Annotated in this window: 14 protein-coding genes; 1 reads left to right on the top strand and 13 read right to left on the bottom strand. The window is 36.6% G+C overall.

All coding sequences use genetic code 11. The features are described from left to right. Window positions 1–71: 71 nt before the first annotated feature. From recG to BR50_RS10395, 3 genes are all read right to left on the bottom strand, one after another. Window positions 72–2,120 carry an ATP-dependent DNA helicase RecG gene (recG, locus tag BR50_RS10405; protein ID WP_034548485.1) on the bottom strand — a complete coding sequence of 683 codons (2,049 nt, stop codon included), beginning with the start codon at window positions 2,118–2,120 and terminating at the stop codon, window positions 72–74. A 185-nt stretch (window positions 2,121–2,305) separates the two neighbouring features. Continuing rightward, window positions 2,306–3,979, bottom strand: a complete 1,674-nt coding sequence (locus BR50_RS10400) for a DAK2 domain-containing protein (RefSeq protein ID WP_034548483.1) — start codon at window positions 3,977–3,979, stop codon at window positions 2,306–2,308. Between the two features lie 68 nt (window positions 3,980–4,047). Further along, on the bottom strand, window positions 4,048–4,410 hold the full coding sequence (locus BR50_RS10395; protein ID WP_034548481.1) for an Asp23/Gls24 family envelope stress response protein: 363 nt from the start codon (window positions 4,408–4,410) through the stop codon (window positions 4,048–4,050). Window positions 4,411–4,668: 258 nt separating this feature from the next. Here BR50_RS10395 and rpmB point away from each other — a divergent pair, with 258 nt between their 5' ends. Beyond that, on the top strand, window positions 4,669–4,857 hold the full coding sequence (gene rpmB / locus BR50_RS10390) for a 50S ribosomal protein L28 (RefSeq protein WP_034548479.1): 189 nt from the start codon (window positions 4,669–4,671) through the stop codon (window positions 4,855–4,857). A gap of 82 nt (window positions 4,858–4,939) precedes the next feature. Here the strand turns inward: rpmB and BR50_RS10385 are convergent, their stop codons facing one another. From BR50_RS10385 to coaBC, 10 genes are all read right to left on the bottom strand, one after another. After that, window positions 4,940–5,605, bottom strand: a complete 666-nt coding sequence (locus BR50_RS10385) for a thiamine diphosphokinase (protein ID WP_034548478.1) — start codon at window positions 5,603–5,605, stop codon at window positions 4,940–4,942. Between the two features lies 1 nt (window position 5,606). After that, the gene (gene rpe / locus BR50_RS10380; protein ID WP_034548477.1) at window positions 5,607–6,257 is read right to left on the bottom strand and encodes a ribulose-phosphate 3-epimerase; all 651 of its coding nucleotides are present in this window, start codon (window positions 6,255–6,257) and stop codon (window positions 5,607–5,609) included. A gap of 10 nt (window positions 6,258–6,267) precedes the next feature. Beyond that, entirely contained in the window at window positions 6,268–7,176 is a 909-nt protein-coding gene (gene rsgA / locus BR50_RS10375; protein ID WP_170206186.1) for a ribosome small subunit-dependent GTPase A, read from the bottom strand. 136 nt (window positions 7,177–7,312) lie between these two features. After that, complete coding sequence (gene pknB / locus BR50_RS10370; protein ID WP_034548475.1) at window positions 7,313–9,319, bottom strand: Stk1 family PASTA domain-containing Ser/Thr kinase; 2,007 nt, start codon at window positions 9,317–9,319, stop codon at window positions 7,313–7,315. After that, entirely contained in the window at window positions 9,285–10,067 is a 783-nt protein-coding gene (locus BR50_RS10365) for a Stp1/IreP family PP2C-type Ser/Thr phosphatase (RefSeq protein ID WP_034548474.1), read from the bottom strand. The genes pknB and BR50_RS10365 overlap by 35 nt, the downstream gene beginning before the upstream one ends. Window positions 10,068–10,250: 183 nt before the next feature. Further along, entirely contained in the window at window positions 10,251–11,627 is a 1,377-nt protein-coding gene (gene rsmB, locus BR50_RS10360; protein ID WP_034548473.1) for a 16S rRNA (cytosine(967)-C(5))-methyltransferase RsmB, read from the bottom strand. After that, window positions 11,617–12,570: a methionyl-tRNA formyltransferase gene (gene fmt / locus BR50_RS10355; RefSeq protein ID WP_034548472.1), complete on the bottom strand. Its 954-nt coding sequence runs from the start codon at window positions 12,568–12,570 to the stop codon at window positions 11,617–11,619. The genes rsmB and fmt overlap by 11 nt, the downstream gene beginning before the upstream one ends. Then, window positions 12,567–13,061, bottom strand: a complete 495-nt coding sequence (gene def, locus BR50_RS10350) for a peptide deformylase (RefSeq protein ID WP_034548471.1) — start codon at window positions 13,059–13,061, stop codon at window positions 12,567–12,569. The genes fmt and def overlap by 4 nt, the downstream gene beginning before the upstream one ends. Before the next feature lie 48 nt (window positions 13,062–13,109). After that, a complete protein-coding gene (gene priA / locus BR50_RS10345; RefSeq protein WP_034548469.1) occupies window positions 13,110–15,524 on the bottom strand; it encodes a primosomal protein N' in 2,415 nt (804 codons plus the stop codon). A 14-nt stretch (window positions 15,525–15,538) separates the two neighbouring features. After that, complete coding sequence (gene coaBC / locus BR50_RS10340) at window positions 15,539–16,744, bottom strand: bifunctional phosphopantothenoylcysteine decarboxylase/phosphopantothenate--cysteine ligase CoaBC (RefSeq protein ID WP_034548468.1); 1,206 nt, start codon at window positions 16,742–16,744, stop codon at window positions 15,539–15,541. Window positions 16,745–16,889: the final 145 nt, after the last annotated feature.

Genomic DNA, 16,889 nt, shown 5'->3' with positions numbered 1-16,889 from the left:
CCTCCTAGTGAATTTCCAACATTACTAAACTTTACATGCTACCAAATTTTACCACTAATTGCGGGTAAATCTCAATTAAAATCTAAACCTTCTAATTCATTGAACCCAATAGCTTCTCTAAGGGCTTGATAAAGTTCGTTTAACAGAAAATCTTTTTGATTGATCAAATTATTCGCTTCTTGTCTGGCTGCTTCTAGAGCTCCAAAATCATCTACAATATTCCCTATTTTAAAATTGGGCAGCCCCGATTGTTTATTGCCAAACAAATCTCCAGGTCCTCTCAACTCTAAATCTTTTTCACTAAGTAAAAAGCCATCTGTTGTTTCTGTCATTATTTTCATGCGTTCCATTCCGTTTTCTGTTTTAGGGTTCGCGACAAGGACACAATAAGATTCTTTATCTCCGCGACCAACTCGGCCTCTTAACTGATGCAATTGAGACAGGCCAAAGCGGTCAGCATCGTAAATGACCATAGTCGTCGCATTAGGCACATTCACTCCTACTTCAATAACAGTTGTAGATACAAGAACTTGCAAGCTTTTTTCTTTGAAATTTTCCATGACACTTTCTTTATCTCTTGATTTCATTTTTCCATGCAACAAACCTACTTGAAAGCGGCCACCGTAATAAGCTGTTAACTTTTCATATATATCCGTGGCATTTTTAACATCCATACTTTCTGATTCTTCAATTAATGGACAAATAACATACGCTTGCGATCCTTTTCTTAATTGAAATTCAATGAATTCTAATGTTCTTTCAAAATTCTGCGGTTTGATCCATGACGTTTGAATCGGAATTCTTCCAGCAGGCATTTCATCGATAATAGAAACATCCATTTCGCCATACGCCGTAATTGCTAAGGTCCGTGGGATAGGAGTAGCTGTCATAAATAAAACATCCGCATCTTTTCCTTTATCTCTCAATAATTTCCGTTGATTCACACCAAAACGATGCTGTTCATCCGTGATGACTAAACCTAAGCGAGAAAAAGATACGCCTTCTTGAATCAATGCATGCGTGCCTATAAGAACGTCTAATTCGCCATTAGCTAATTGTTCTAAAATCAAACGTCGGTCTTTTGTTTTTGTTGAACCCGTCAACAAAGCAATTCGGACCTCAAGAGGATCAAACAATTCGGACAGACTTTCCATATGCTGTTCGGCAAGGATTTCAGTTGGCACCATTAAAGCCGACTGGACACCCACATTTGTAGCAGCATATAATGCGATTGCGGCAACAATCGTTTTTCCGCTCCCAACGTCTCCTTGCAGCAATCGATGCATATGGATCGGCTGTCTTAAATCGCTGCAGATTTCATTTACAACTCGCTTTTGTGCTTTCGTTAATTCAAAAGGCAAAGTTTCAATAAATTTCCTCAAGTCAGTCACATTGTACTTGAGTGAGTTTCCTTTGCCCATCGCTTTTTGTTTTTTTCGAACGATCTGCATACGCATTTGGTACAATAAAAACTCTTCAAAAATCACTTCTCTTCTAGCTTGTTTCTTTTGTTCTTCTGAAGCTGGGAAATGCATCGCATAAATAGCGTCATGATGAGAAATTAATCTATATTTGATTCTTAATTCTGGCGGCACGACCTCTGGGATATAATCTTCGTAGTATTTGAAGGCTTCTGTGATCAGTTTCAAAATCGTGCTTTGTTTAATAGCCTTATTTGCACTATAAACTGATTCAAAATCGCCATTCTCAGAATCTGAGCGACTTCCTAAAATTTTTATGCCGGTCAGAATTTTTCTTTTTGCATCCCATTTGCCAAAAACAGCTATTTCTTCTCCGGTAACGATTTTATTTTTTAAATAGGGCTGATTAAAAAAAGTAACCGATATCACAGCGTGGTCAATAATGAGACGAAATGATAGGCGGTTTTTCTTCGGACCAAAGCGGCTGACCACTGCTTCTGAAACAACATTTCCTTTCAACGTGACTTTTTCTTGATCCCCTATCTCTAATAGATCTTTTTCTTGAATATCCTCATAACGAGTCGGATAATGAGACAACAAATCAAAAATGGTGTGGATACCTAATTGGTGCAAAGCCTCTAACCGTTTTTCTCCAACGTAAGGGAGGGTAGAAACAGAATCATAAATTGTTTTAGTCATATATTTTTCAACAGATTCAAAGCTGTAGATTCTACTTTTCGGTCTGTCTCTTTCCTCCCTTAATGTACCGGTTACTCAAAGCAGCAATAGCAGTGAGCTGTTGAATATAGTGATTCCCTTTTTGATTGACCAAAAAAGGCAAAAATAGGAATGGAATAAAATCCCGATCTATTTTTGCCTTTTAATTATTCTACCGACAAGATATACGGATAGACTGGTTGTTGACCATCATGAATTTCTACTTCTACTTCTTCAAATAGTTTTTCAATTTCGGCAGCAATTTCAGCAGCTTCATTTTCATCCCCATCTTCTCCAAGTAAAATTGTCACAATTTCACTATCTTCTGATATCATTTGTTTCAAGGTTTCAATCGTAACATCTTTACGGTTTGATTGAGATACTTTAATATCCCCTTCAATGATACCCATAAAATCATCTTTTTTGATCGTCATTCCATTAATTTCTGTGTCTCTTACTGCATTCGTAACTTGACCACTTATAACATTCGCTAATTCACTCATCATCTCAGCCTTATTTGCATCTAAGTCATTCAACTCATTGAAAGCTAACATTGCTGTCATACCTTGTGAAACTGTTTTACTAGGAATAACAGCCACTGGCAATTCGCTGACTTCAGCTGCTTGATCTGCTGCCATAAAGATATTTTTATTGTTTGGTAAAATAATAATTTTTTCAGCATTTACTTCTTCGATTGCTTTAAGAATATCCTCTGTACTTGGATTCATTGTTTGTCCACCACTGATGACATAGTCAACGCCTAAACTTTTAAACAAGTCTTGAACGCCTTTTCCCGCTGCAACCGCAATAATACCATAAGGGGTTTTAGCTTTTTTTTCAACGAGCTGGTGCGACTCACTTTCAAGAATCGTTTCATGCTGAACACGCATGTTATCAACTTTTATTTTAAGTAATGAACCAAATTTTTGACCATAATTCATAACTTCTCCTGGATGTTCTGTATGGACATGAACCTTAACGATATCGTCATCAGCAACAACTAGTAAGGAATCACCGATCTCGTTTAGATGGTTACGGAATGTATCGTAGTCAAATTCACTATCAACTGTTTCTCCTTTGCCAATTTCAACCATGATTTCTGTACAATAACCATATTTGATATCTTCAGTATGAATGTGGTCTGAAACACTTTTATGGTGTTCCGCATTAACTAGTTCTGACATTTCTTGTGGAGAAGGCTGATTGATATCTTCTTCTATAACTTTTCCAGACAACACTTCTAAGAATCCTTCATAAATAAATAACAATCCTTGTCCGCCGCTGTCTACAACTCCAACTTCTTTAAGTATAGGCAATAAATCAGGTGTTTTAGCCAGTGATTTTTTAGCTCCACGTACGACTGCTTCCATTACAACAACAACATCATCTGTCTCTTTTGCTTTTTTTTCACCAGCTTTAGCAGATTCGCGAGCTACAGTTAAAATAGTTCCTTCAACAGGTTTCATGACCGCTTTATATGCCGTTTCAACACCTCTAGTAAAAGCTTCAGAAAAGTCTTTAGAAGACAACGTTTCTTTATTTTCGATAGCTTTGCCGAATCCTCTAAATAATTGAGATAAAATAACTCCAGAATTTCCACGAGCTCCCATTAGTAAACCTTTAGATAAGGCTGCTGACAGATCTCCGATGCTTTCAGAAGCTGTGTTAGCAACGGCCTTAGCTCCACTAGCCAATGATAAATTCATATTGGTTCCTGTATCACCGTCTGGAACTGGAAAAACATTTAATGAGTTCACATATTCCGCATTTTTATCTAAACGAGTAGCTCCTGTTGCTATCATTAAGCGAAACTGTTTACCTTCTAATTTTGTAACTTTCACTACATATATCCTCCTTAGTTACTTTTCAATAAAGTAATAGTAACTATTTCTTCTTTGATAAGTCCTTATTAGTCATTTAATACGCGAACACCTTGAACATAAACATTTACAGTATTAGCGGTGACACCTAGCATTGTTTCCAAATTGTATTTTACAATTTCTTGTACATTACGACTAACTTCAGAAATTTTTATTCCATAACTTACAATAATATAAATATCAACTGCTACACCATTCTCTTCTTGACGAACGATAACGCCACGTGAATAGTTTTCTTTTTTTAGTATATCATTTAAATTATCCCTTATTTGACTTTTACTTGCCATACCAACGATTCCAAAAATTTCAGTTGCAGCGCCCCCAACAACAGTCGCAATGACTTCGTTTGAGATATCGATTGTTCCAAATTGTGTTTTGATTTTAACTGCCATGTTAAAAATCCTCCTCTTGGCTAGCAAGCCATAAATTACTACTCTATATTTTATCATAGCAGACTAAATAAGAAAAGAAAAACAAAGTTTCTCTATCCTTCTCCTCATCTAAACTAACACTAGGCAAACAATAAAAGGCTGTCAAGTAAATTTCCTTGAAAGAAGTTCTTGCAAAGGCAACTAAATTATGATAAATTATTGAAGTATGAGTATTGATTGAAGCTTTGCTTCGATATATCGGCAAAGGAGGAAAGACTAATGGCTAAAGAATGTGCAATTACAGGACGTAAAGCAAGAAGCGGAAATAACCGCTCTCACGCTATGAACAAATCAAAACGTACTTGGGGTGCTAACTTGCAAAAAGTTCGTATCATGATTGACGGTTCACCTCAAAAAGTTTGGGTATCAACTCGAGCACTTAAATCTGGTAAAATTGCACGCGTATAATTTTACTTAAAAAAAAACCTTTCCCATCGTTATGGAAAAGGTTTTTTTTATTTGTTTACTTTTACATTCACCTAAATTACTTTTATTCTTTTGACTCGTCATCTTTACTTTGAATGACCGCTATTATTCCCGATTTAAAGGAGAAAGTCACTTTATCTGCAATAAATTCATTGCTTGCCAAAGAAACTGGGTAAGCAAAATCCACATTTTCTAATCGATACTTTGCATCTTTTATTGACAATTGCTCTACTGCAGATAAACAAATAAATGCAAGATACTCTTTATCTTGTTCCTTTGTTATTGTATGTGTACCGGGTAAGAAGTAGGAGATGGTATTTTGAACATCTACCAAACAGATTTTAGCTGCTTGCTGGAAGATCTTCGGTTGGAACACCATATAAATATTATTTAATAAATGATCTATTCTCCCCCCAGTGCCTCCGTAAATAAAAACCTTAGTTGGTTTAAATTCGTCAAAAGCAACTCGGACAGCCAACTCTGTATCCGTCTCATCTTTTTCGGCTTGATAAACCCGGACATCAGCAACTTTATTCTTGATTTTTTTTAATTCCTCTTTTGTAACAGAATCAAAATCACCTAAAGCTATCTTAGGAACAATTCCTTGTTCCAATAAACGCACTGTTCCTCTATCGACACCTATCCAAATGAGTTCTTTTGAATTAACATCTTTTAATACTGGTATGCGTTCATAAGGTCCACCAACCATGATTGCAAGTTGCTGTTCCATCCTAGCTTACCGCATCCATCAATAAAGCCATTTGACTTTTAGGATCTTCCGCATTATAAATGTAAGAACCTGCTACAAAAACAGATGCTCCCGCTTCTTTGCATTGTTTAGCAGTCTGTTCAGCTATTCCCCCATCAACTTGAATCTCATAAGTATAACCTTCTCTTTCTTTCAACTCTTTTGCTGTTTTTATTTTTTTAAGTGTTTCAGGGATAAAACTTTGTCCACCATAACCTGGGTTGACTGTCATAACTAAAACTAAATCAACTAGTCCTAATACATGGATCAATGATTCGATCGGCGTGCCTGGATTAACGGCGATCCCCGCTTTAACACCTTGATCTTTTATTAATTGAATAACGCGATGAATATGAGGTGTACTTTCAGCATGCACTGTAATAATATCTGCGCCAGCTTTAGCAAAATTTTCAATGTAATGTTCTGGGTACTCTACCATCAAATGACAATCTAAAGGTAATTTTGTTACCGGACGGATAGCAGCTACCGTATCCGCTCCAAACGTAATATTAGGTACAAAATGTCCATCCATCACATCAACATGGATATAATCTGCTCCTCCCTCTTCCAATAAACGAATATCTCTTGCTAAATTTGCAAAGTCTGCGCTCAAAATAGATGGTGCTAGTTTCATTTTTTCGTCCTCATTTCTTGTCTTTATTATTATACCTTGGTTTACGACTTTCAATTTCATTTAAAAATTGCAAGTAATGTTGATACCGGTACTCTGGTATCTTTTTTAATTCGACATCTTTTTTCACTTGACATCCCGGTTCCTTTTTATGCATACACCCTCTGAATCGGCATTCATCTTGTACCTCAACAAAATCAGGGAAACAAGCCGAGAGTTCTTCAGCTTCAAGTTCTAAAAAATCGATTGAACTAAAACCTGGTGTATCAGCCACTAGTCCATCGTATAAAGGCAATAATTCAACGTGTCTTGTTGTATGTTTCCCTCTTCCAAGCGCGCTTGAAATTTCAGCAGTCTTTAATAGTAAATCAGGTGCAATACTGTTCAACAATGTTGACTTGCCAGCTCCAGATTGCCCCATAAAAACAGTTAATTTCCCAGGAAAATAAGAAACTAATTCTTCTAATGCTTTTTTATTATCTTCTTTTTCAGGTACAATAATGGGATAGCCGATTTTTTCATAAGCTTGCTGTTTTTCTTTAATTTCTTGGAGCGTTTCACTCGATAATAAATCAATTTTACTAACATAGATAACGGCTTGGATCCCTTTACTTTCTAAAGTGACCAAAAAGCGGTCTAATAAATTAGTTGAAAAATTCGGTTCAATAGCTGACATTACTACTACACCTATATCAACATTCGCTACCGGCGGCCGGACTAATTCATTTTTTCTAGGCAATAGTTCTTTTACGACACCTTCTTTTAAATTCCCACTTTCAAATAAAACATAGTCGCCAACTAAAGGCGTCAAATCTCTTTTCCGAAAGTTCCCTCTACCTCTGGTCTGATAGGTTTCGCCTTTATAATAAACATAATAAAAGCCACTCAATGCTTTTCTAATTTGACCTTCCGGCAATAAAATCCCTCCTAATACGTGTTCTCAGTTCTACTCTACTGAATGAATCTCAAGAAAGCAAGATTTTAATCACATAAGCCATATTTCTTACATACAAAAAAAGATCAAAGAACTTGAAATCAGTTCTTTGATCCATTAATTTTTATTCAGCTGTAACTTTAGTATTTTCTTCTATAACTTCTCCATCACGTTCAATACGATAAGTCCCAGTATCGCCTTCTTGAAGAACAAATGGAATCACCGTTTCGAAATCTTCTGTGATCGTAAATTTTTGAAATTCATCTTCTAAGGTGTGTTCGTTATCTTCAATATAAATGACAACTTCATTTGGTATAGGAGTCGATTCTTGTGAGCCGCTTTCTGCTTTTTTTCCAGACTCAGACTCTGCTTTTTCTGATTCATTCGTTTTTGGTTCAGCATAAGGGATAGTTACCGTTTTTGAAAATGTTTGTTCCGGTTTTTCTCCCAATGAGATCACGACTGAAATAGAAGCACCACTAGACAACAATTCTCCTGTGGGTGGATCCTGTGAGATGACTTGACCTTCTGAAACTTCGCCAGAATAATCTTTATTTATAGTGACTGTCAGCCCTTTCTCATTCGCATAATCTTGCACGCCTTTTTCAGAATATCCTGTCAAATCTTTCATCTCAAATTTTGCTTCACCGGTACTAACTGTTAACGTCACTGTTGTTTCACTAGGAACAACTTCTTCGTCTTCGTCTATACTTTGTTCAATGATCGAACCTTCTGAGAAAGTATTACTACTTTCATCTATCCGTTTAGTAATAAATCCTTGCTCTATAAGTTCTGCTCGAACTTCTTCATAAGGTTCACCTGTATAATCTTTAAATGAAACAGTCTCTTTCCCAGAACTGATGTACAAATTGACATCCGTTTCTTCTTTAACACTTGAATCCACTTCTGGATCAGTTCTCGTAACCAGGCCTTCTTTAACGTCTTCGCTTGTCTCTATAATAGTTGTATTAACGTACAAATCGACCGCTAAAAGGGCATTTTCAGCTTCTTCTTTTGACATTCCTGCAACATCTGGTATTAAAACATCTTTAGGAGCCGTAAGGGCAAACGCAACCATGCTTCCTGTAATAATAAGCAAAAGCAATAATAATGTAAGCCAAAATATTTTCCGCTGTTTTTTCTTTGGCTTTGTATCTTTATTTATTTCATTATTTTGTTTTTTATTTTTAGGATCAGGTGCTTTTTCTTCGACATCAACAATTGCGGTAGGTGCTACAGGAATAATTGGTTGCAATATTTTTGTCTTCTCCATCAGGCTAGCTGGAATAAATTTTGATTCCTTGATTCTTTGAGGCGATAAAGAGGTCTCCAAATCAGAAGCCATTTCTTGTACTGAACGATACCTGTCAATCGTTTCTTTTGCAGTTGCTTTAAGTACAACGTTTTCTAAAGACTGCGGAATACGATGATCAAAATCTTTTACCGATGGCAGCGACTCTTGAAAATGCTTTAAAGCAATCGATACTGCAGACTCTCCTTCAAAAGGAACATTACCAGTTAACAATTCATATAAAATAATACCTAATGAATAGATATCTGATTGGTTAGTTGCCATTCCTCCTCTTGCTTGTTCTGGAGAAAGATAATGGACCGATCCCAATAAAGAATTTGTTTGAGTAATAGACGTTTGAGATAACGCTACTGCTATTCCAAAATCGGTTATCTTGACGACTCCTGACTCATCTATTAAAACATTTTGAGGCTTTAAATCTCTATGAATAATGCGATTTTTATGAGCTTCTTCAACAGCTGCAAGAATTTGTCTCATAATATCAAGAACTTTTTGGTAGGGTATAGGGAAATTGCTATGGATATAATGCTTTAGATCCATTCCTTTAATATACTCCATGACAATATATTGGTTATTTTCTTCTTCTCCAACATCATACACACTCACAATATTAGGATGAATCAATTCTGTAGCGGCCAAAGCTTCCCGTTTGAATCGTCGAATCGTATTTTGATCATCTCTAAAGTCAAAACGCAACACCTTAACTGCAACATCTCTTTCTAAGATAAGATCTCTTGCAAGGTAAACATTTGCCATGCCGCCAGAACCGACTGATCTAATTATTTTATAACGGCCGTTCAGTTTCTTCCCCTTTTCCATGATTGTTATCCCCCCCTTCTGTTTTTGTATGTACCAATATGATGGTTATATTATCGTATCCTCCACGTTCATTAGCCATCGCTATCAACGTTTCAACTTTTTCTTGCGCTGATTTTTGAGCACTTAAAATATTTTTTATATCTTGATCCTTGACCATATTTGTTAATCCATCTGAACAAAGCAACATTTGATCGTTAGGTAATGCTGGTAGAATAGTTACATCGATATCGATTTCCTCCGTCACACCCAATGAGCGGGTCAATACGTTTTTTCTAGGATGATTTTCAGCAGCTTCTAAAGAAATCTCGCCGCTTTTCACTAGTTCATTTACTAGAGAGTGGTCTTCAGTTACTTGATTTAAGCGCCCAGCAGTGTAGTGGTATCCTCTGCTATCACCAATATTCGCAATAACGAATTCGTTGTTGACCAGTGCTGCAGCTACAAGTGTGGTCCCCATTCCTTCTAAATCAGAAAATTGACGTGATTTCTCCAAGATACGTTTGTTTTCAAGACTAATACGTGTCAACATCCATTGTGTGATTTGCTCAGCATCCTGAAGATCTGATTCTTCCCATGAATGCCCTAAATGAGAAACAGCCATTTCGCTAGCAACATCCCCACCTCGATGCCCGCCCATTCCATCACAAAGAATAGCTAGAATAATATTTTTTTTATTTATAAAGTAACCTACAAAATCTTGATTGTTTTTTCTCTTCTTGCCTGTATCACTGCGAAATACAACTTCCATTGTTCTACCTCATACCCTTCAATAATTTATTTCGAGTTAAATTTCATTATTAATGCTCTGTATCATTTCACTAAGGCTTGCTTATTCAAGCCTTAGTGAAATGATACAGAAATATAAGTGCTTAAAAAAAATCAAACGGGAAAAGGAAACTTCCCGTTATACTTGTACCAGCTCTTGAGTAAGTTATTTCTGTATTTTTCTTAAGCAACTAATAAAAAAGCCATCTGTTCCAAAATCATGTGGATAAATTTGAAGAGATCCATCTTTCAAACATTCAGATAGCGGTTCTTCAACCATTATAGGAGCTTGTTCAAAGTCTAAATGAGAAGCTAGGAATTTCTCGACTGTTTCTTTATTTTCCTCATTTGTTATTGTACAGGTACTATAAACTAAAAGTCCACCTACTTTTAATTTTGGAGCTACTTGTTCCAAAATACCAAGTTGTACTCTTTGTAAGTTTAATAAATCTTTTTCCTTCTTAGTATATTTGATATCTGGTTTACGTCTCATTAACCCTAAACCAGAACAAGGAGCATCTACTAATATACGATCAAACTGTTCATCCGTAAACACTTGATCTACATTTCTGGCATCCAATTTCATTGCTGTTACAACATCTTCTACATGCATTCTTTTAGCATTTTCAGTAATCAAAGCTACTTTATGTTCATGCAGATCGAGTGCTGTCACTTTTCCACCCTCTTCAGCAGATAAGTAAGAAGCAATATGAGTTGTTTTCCCACCTGGAGCAGCACACGCATCTAAAATTTGGTGATGCGGCTCTAATTGTAAAATAGGCGCAACTAGTTGAGAAGATTCATCTTGAATCGTTAACTGCCCAGATTGAAATAAAGGTGATGAGGCAAAATGTCCGCCATCACTGATTATACCAACTGTAGAAATGGTACTTTTGCGAACATCAAAGCCTTCTTCTTCCATGGCTTTCAGTGCTTCTGCAACCGTTAAGAATTTTCCATTCACTCGTGCACTTGCATGACTGGGACGAAGTAAAGACTCACCCATTTTTTTAGTTTCTTCCAACCCAATATCTGCAGTGAATCTTTCGACTAACCACCTTGGCATGCTTAACTCGATACTCAATCGTTCGATAGGATCTTCAATCATTTCAGTGCTGGGGAAGCCTTTACGATCAGCGTTTCTCAATACACCATTAATAAATTTACTGATCCCGATATGGCCTTTTTTCTTAGCTACTTCAACAGCTTCAAACAAAATTGCATGAACCGGTATTTTATCTAAATAAATCATTTGATAGATGGACAATCTTAATAGATTCCGGACCCATGCATCAATTTTTTTATCTTCATTTAAAAAAGGGGCTAAATAAAAATCCAACGTTAATTTCCGTTGCAATACGCCATATACCAATTCGGTTAACAAGCGTGCATCTGCCGCACTTAAATTATTTTTTTGGATTGCTTCATTGATCAGTAAATTTGAATACGAACCCATCTTATCTGTTCGTTCTAAGATTGACATAGCTAAATAACGGCTTGTCTTTTTAACATTTCTTTTTTGCAGATTTTCATTATTTTCCATTTGACCCTACCTTTTCTCCAACTTTTAGTTGGCTTCCCACTCCAGTTAAAAAAGCCATGATAGTCATTTTACTTCTTCCAGCTGGTTGAACTTCATTTATTTTTACAACTGTCTGATTCCCGCAAGCTAAATAGAGTGCTTCTTTTTCAATCCGTATAATGGTTCCGGGAGAAGCAGTTGTTTTTTCTTCAGTAGGCGTCACATCCCATAACTTCAGCCTTTTCCCCTCTGCTACAGTATAGGCTACTGGCCAAGGACGCATGCCGCGAACTTGATAATCAACTTCAGTTGCTGTTTTGGTCCAATCTACCTCTTCTTCTTCGCGTTTAATGTTAGGTGAAAAAGTAACTTCCGCTTCGTTTTGTTTTACTGGCGTAATATCTCCTGCTAATAATTTCGGTAAAGTTTCCATCAATAAGTCTTTACCTAATGCACTTAAACGATCAAATAACGTTCCGACATCATCATCTCTAGAAATTTCTAATGATTTCTGTGCGATTATATCTCCTGCATCCATTTTTTTCTCCATGTACATAATAGAGACCCCAGTTTCTTTTTCTCCCTTCATCAGAGCATAGTGGACTGGTGCTCCACCACGGTACTTGGGCAACAAAGAAGCATGCACATTGATAGCTCCGTATTTAGGAACAGATAATAATTTTTGCGGCAAAAATTGACCAAATGCAGCTGTAACGATCAAGTCAGGTTCTAGTGCGATGAGTGCATCCATTTCAGATGAACCTGAGATCTTTTCCGGTTGAAATATAGGTAAACCATGCTCAAGAGCAGCAGCTTTAACTGGTGAGGCTTGCAATACTCTTTTTCTGCCTACTGGTCTATCTGGTTGAGTAACAACAGCTACCACTTGATACTCGGAATCAATCAATGCTTCAAGTATTGGAACTGAAAAAGCAGGAGTTCCCATAAATATGATTTTTATCATTCTAAATTCGCCTCCATATAAGTTTCTAAATCTTCTGGTTTGATTTTTTGAATAATTTTATCAGTAAACAACTTGCCATCTAAGTGTTCTAACTCATGCTGAAAAGCACGTGAGAGGTAGTCATCTGCTTCTACTTCATATTCGTCCCCATTACGATCATAGTATCTTAAAACAATTGTATCTGCTCTTTTTATTGTTCCATATATTTCTGGAAAGCTCAAGCAGCCTTCTACATCGATTGTCTCTCCTGTTGAGTGTATGATACGTGGATTGATCATTTCAAACAATCCCGATTCTTCATCAATTTCTACTATCGCTAGTCTAAGATTGCTGTTTACTTGCGGGGCTGCAATCCCAATTCCATCACTGGCAACCATTGTTTCATACATATCCTCTAATAATTGAATAATTTCATCTGTAATTCCATCTACTTCTTTTGTAGGAGTAGTAAGCATTGGATCAGGGTATTTTAGAATTGATAATACAGACATGATTCGCCTTCTTTCTTTTCGTTTCTTCAACTAATAGCGTTTTACCAGTTAAATGAAATTCATCGGCTCAGAGTCAATCGCAATTTGCAAACCTTTAGCCATTTCTTTTTGAGATTCCATTAAAACCGTTTGTAAAACTGCTTTTAAATGTGGTTCACTCTTGTACTTAATGATTGTTTGATAATAATAGCGATTATTCATGCGGGCAACCGCTTTTGGCGTTGGACCTAACATGATTGTTTCAGGCTGTAATTGTGGTTTAATGAATTGAACGATTTGTTGCATTTTTTTCGCTGCTGCAAGTTCTTCTTCGTGACTAGTCGTGATCAGAATCGTATAAAAATAAGGTGGATAGTTTCCGCGACGCCTCATTGACATCTCTTTTTTGTAAAATGCGTCGTAATCGTGCTCTTTGGCCAGCTGGATCGCATAATGTTCAGGATTAAAGGTCTGAACAATTACTTCACCGGTCAATTCAGCTCTCCCGGCACGTCCACTTACTTGTGTTAACAGCTGAAATGTCCGCTCACTGGCTCTAAAATCGGGCAAACCTAATCCTGTATCGGCATTCAGAACACCAACAAGTGTAATATTTGGAAAATCTAACCCTTTTGCAATCATTTGTGTTCCTAATAAAATATCTGCTTCGCCATTTCCAAAAGCGTTTAGTAATTTTTCATGTGCCCCTTTTTTTCTTGTTGTATCAACATCCATTCGGATCACTTTTGCTTCTGGTATGACATCTTTTAGCTCTTCTTCGATTTTTTGTGTTCCAGTACCATAATACCGAATTTTATTTCCTTTGCAGCTTGGACAAGTATGCGGTATTTTTTCCTCATGACCACAATAATGGCATTTCATTGTCTTAGTATCCATATGCAGTGTCAGTGAGATATCACAATTTGGACAAGGCAGAACAAATCCGCAATCCCGGCACATAACGAACGAAGAATAGCCACGTCGATTCAATAACAAAACGATTTGTTCTTTTTTTTCTATCCGATCACGAATTTTTTCTTGTAAAACAATTGAAAAACTACTGCGGTTTGCTTGTTTGACTTCTTCTCTCATGTCCACGATCTCAACAGCAGGTAATTCTTTTTTATTGACTCGAGTCGGCAATTCCAAAAGTGTATAGACTTTTTTTTGAGCTCTAGCTCTTGATTCTAATGACGGCGTAGCACTTCCCAAAATGACTGGACAATGATGGTGATTCGCTCTCCAAATTGCTACATCTCTAGCATGATATCTAGGATTTTCATCTTGCTTATACGTTGCTTCATGTTCTTCATCAATAATGATGACTCCGATATTTTTAACCGGTGCAAAAATAGATGAACGGGCACCTACTACCACACGTGCTTCGCCACGTTCAATTTTTCGCCACTCATCATATTTTTCACCAACAGATAAACCACTGTGCAGTACGGCTACTTCTTCTCCGAATCGACCTTTAAAATGATTGACCATTTGAGGAGTCAAAGCTATTTCAGGCACCAACATCAAAGCACTTTTATTATTTTGAAGTGTTTGAGCAATGGTCTGTAAATAAATTTCAGTTTTACCGCTGCCAGTCACTCCCTTTAACAAGAATACTTCAGGTCGCTCCTCAGTTACGGCTTTCAGGATAGGAATTATCGCCTTTTCTTGTCCCTCATTCAGTTGGAAAGACACCGTCTGTTTAAACGAATGATTTTTAAATGGATCACGATAAACTTCGACTTCATTAATCGATAACCACTCTTTCTTTCCGCCTACCCGAATATCTGCTGCCGTAAGTTCCGTATTTGTAGTGAGTTCGCTCACACTAGTTGTTTGATCATTTAGCGACTGCAAAACTTCTAAAAGTAACCGTTGTTTAGGACCTCTTTTTCCTAAAGCGATTTTTTCATTTTCTAATTGTTCAAAGGATAAATTAGCTTTGAGCATTCTTTTCTTTTTGGTCTTTGCTTGATTTTTCACTTCATAAACGACTTCGACTGCATCTTTTTTCTTCAAATCAATGAGCTCAGGCAAGATAGCTTTCTCTTCAGCTTCATCCCAACTGATTTCATTTTTCCCTCTGAATAATTTAAAAAATAGGTCTTCAGGTATCTCATCGATCAATCGGATCTTCTTTTCATATTTTGCTTTTAAAATAGCCGGCAACATTGTTTGGTAACATGTTATTTGAAAAGCGTAAGTCTTTTGAGCCATTGCTCTTCCTAACAACAGCATTTCTTCGTCAAGAACTGCCGTTAGATCCATTAAGCCCGTAATAGGCTTTAACTCGCCTTCATAATCTGTTGAGTGAGTAATCTCTACAACAAAGCCTTGGACTTGTCTTGTTCCCTTACCAAAAGGAACTGCCACACGCATTCCTTGAACAATATCTTGCTCGAGTTCTTCTGGAACACGATAATCATAAGGCTTGTTCGTTTGCATTGTTGGAACATCCACAATTACTTTAGCAATTGAAACCACTCATTCTCACACCTTTATTTTTTCATTTTAGTAAGCGCAATTGCTAAAATTTCTTCGGCTATTGCTTGTTTACTGTTTACTGTTAATTCAATTGGTTCTTCATCCATCATAAAAATAGATACTTCATTTGTATCTTTATTAAACCCTGCATTTGGTTTAGATACATCATTAGCTACGATCATATCAGCTTTTTTCTTTATCAGCTTATCTTTAGCATATTCTTGAATATTATGCGTTTCAGCAGCGAAACCAATTAAAAATTGATCTTTTTTCTGATTGCCTAGAGTAGCTAATATATCGGTATTTTTCACTAATCGAAGAACCATTTCTTGTTCATTTTTCTTGATTTTTTTATTTGAAATATGACTTGGTCGATAATCTGATACAGCAGCAGCCATAATAACGATTGCGGCTTTTTCAAACTCAGCATTTACAGCTTGATGCATTTGTTCAGCCGTTTCAACGGATACTAAAGTCACCCCATAAGGTGTCTTTAGTACCTTAGAAGTAGAAATCAAGTAAACTTCTGCTCCTAAATTGCGTGCAGCAACTGCTAAACTGTATCCCATTTTACCTGAAGAATCATTTGTAATATATCGAACAGGATCGATTCTTTCTTTTGTTCCACCTGCTGTTATTACGACTTTTTGATTTTTTAATGGTAAATTCTTTTCTAAGTTCAATAAAAAACCTTGGATCGTATCGATGATCTCACTTGGATCAGGAAAGCGGCCCTTCCCTTCATATCCCTCAGCCAAAAAACCAGTGTCAGGTTCCATAATGAAATGTCCATCATTTTCTAACACTTGAATATTCCTTATAGTTGCTGCATTTTCAAGCATATGCTGATTCATAGTAGGCACAATAAAAATAGGTGCTGTCGTAGCCAATAACGCAGTAGAAACAAAATTATCAGCAATACCATTGGCTATTTTAGCTAGACTATTGGCTGTGGCTGGTGCCACAATTGCTAAGTCTGACCAATCTGCTAAATAGATATGACTGACTTTATCTCCTTCGCGTTCATCAAATGTATCAATATAGACATGGTGTTTACTTAGTATTTGAAAGGTCAGTGGTGTAACAAATTCTGTTGCAGACTTTGTCATTGCTACTCTTACTGTAGCTCCTGCTTTTATTAAGCGTCTTACCAAATCAGCAGCTTTATAGACTGCGATTCCTCCGGTAACATACACAACTACTTTTTTCCCTTTTAACAACTGGCATCCCTCCTGATAGAGCCTCGAACTTAGTGCTGTTTCTCTTCTTTAATATTTTACTAGAAATAGGAGCATTTGTCTTAACTATCCTATAATTCTTAGTATTAAACCATTCTAATTCATTACTTTTCAACACAAAAGTGCT

Source organism: Carnobacterium alterfunditum DSM 5972 (assembly GCF_000744115.1).
Classification (GTDB): domain Bacteria; phylum Bacillota; class Bacilli; order Lactobacillales; family Carnobacteriaceae; genus Carnobacterium_B; species Carnobacterium_B alterfunditum.
Note: the sequence above shows the minus strand (reverse complement) of the source record. Positions and strands in the feature narration are given on the sequence as shown.

What these genes read in the sequence shown, in the direction of transcription:
- def (WP_034548471.1), bottom strand. Translation starts at nt 13,061, where the DNA reads ATGTCTGTATTATCAATTCTAAAATACCCTGATCCAATGCTTACTACT.
- rpmB (WP_034548479.1), top strand. Translation starts at nt 4,669, where the DNA reads ATGGCTAAAGAATGTGCAATTACAGGACGTAAAGCAAGAAGCGGAAAT.
- BR50_RS10385 (WP_034548478.1), bottom strand. Translation starts at nt 5,605, where the DNA reads ATGGAACAGCAACTTGCAATCATGGTTGGTGGACCTTATGAACGCATA.
- rpe (WP_034548477.1), bottom strand. Translation starts at nt 6,257, where the DNA reads ATGAAACTAGCACCATCTATTTTGAGCGCAGACTTTGCAAATTTAGCA.
- fmt (WP_034548472.1), bottom strand. Translation starts at nt 12,570, where the DNA reads ATGATAAAAATCATATTTATGGGAACTCCTGCTTTTTCAGTTCCAATA.
- pknB (WP_034548475.1), bottom strand. Translation starts at nt 9,319, where the DNA reads ATGGAAAAGGGGAAGAAACTGAACGGCCGTTATAAAATAATTAGATCA.
- BR50_RS10365 (WP_034548474.1), bottom strand. Translation starts at nt 10,067, where the DNA reads ATGGAAGTTGTATTTCGCAGTGATACAGGCAAGAAGAGAAAAAACAAT.
- BR50_RS10395 (WP_034548481.1), bottom strand. Translation starts at nt 4,410, where the DNA reads ATGGCAGTTAAAATCAAAACACAATTTGGAACAATCGATATCTCAAAC.
- recG (WP_034548485.1), bottom strand. Translation starts at nt 2,120, where the DNA reads ATGACTAAAACAATTTATGATTCTGTTTCTACCCTCCCTTACGTTGGA.
- rsmB (WP_034548473.1), bottom strand. Translation starts at nt 11,627, where the DNA reads ATGGAAAATAATGAAAATCTGCAAAAAAGAAATGTTAAAAAGACAAGC.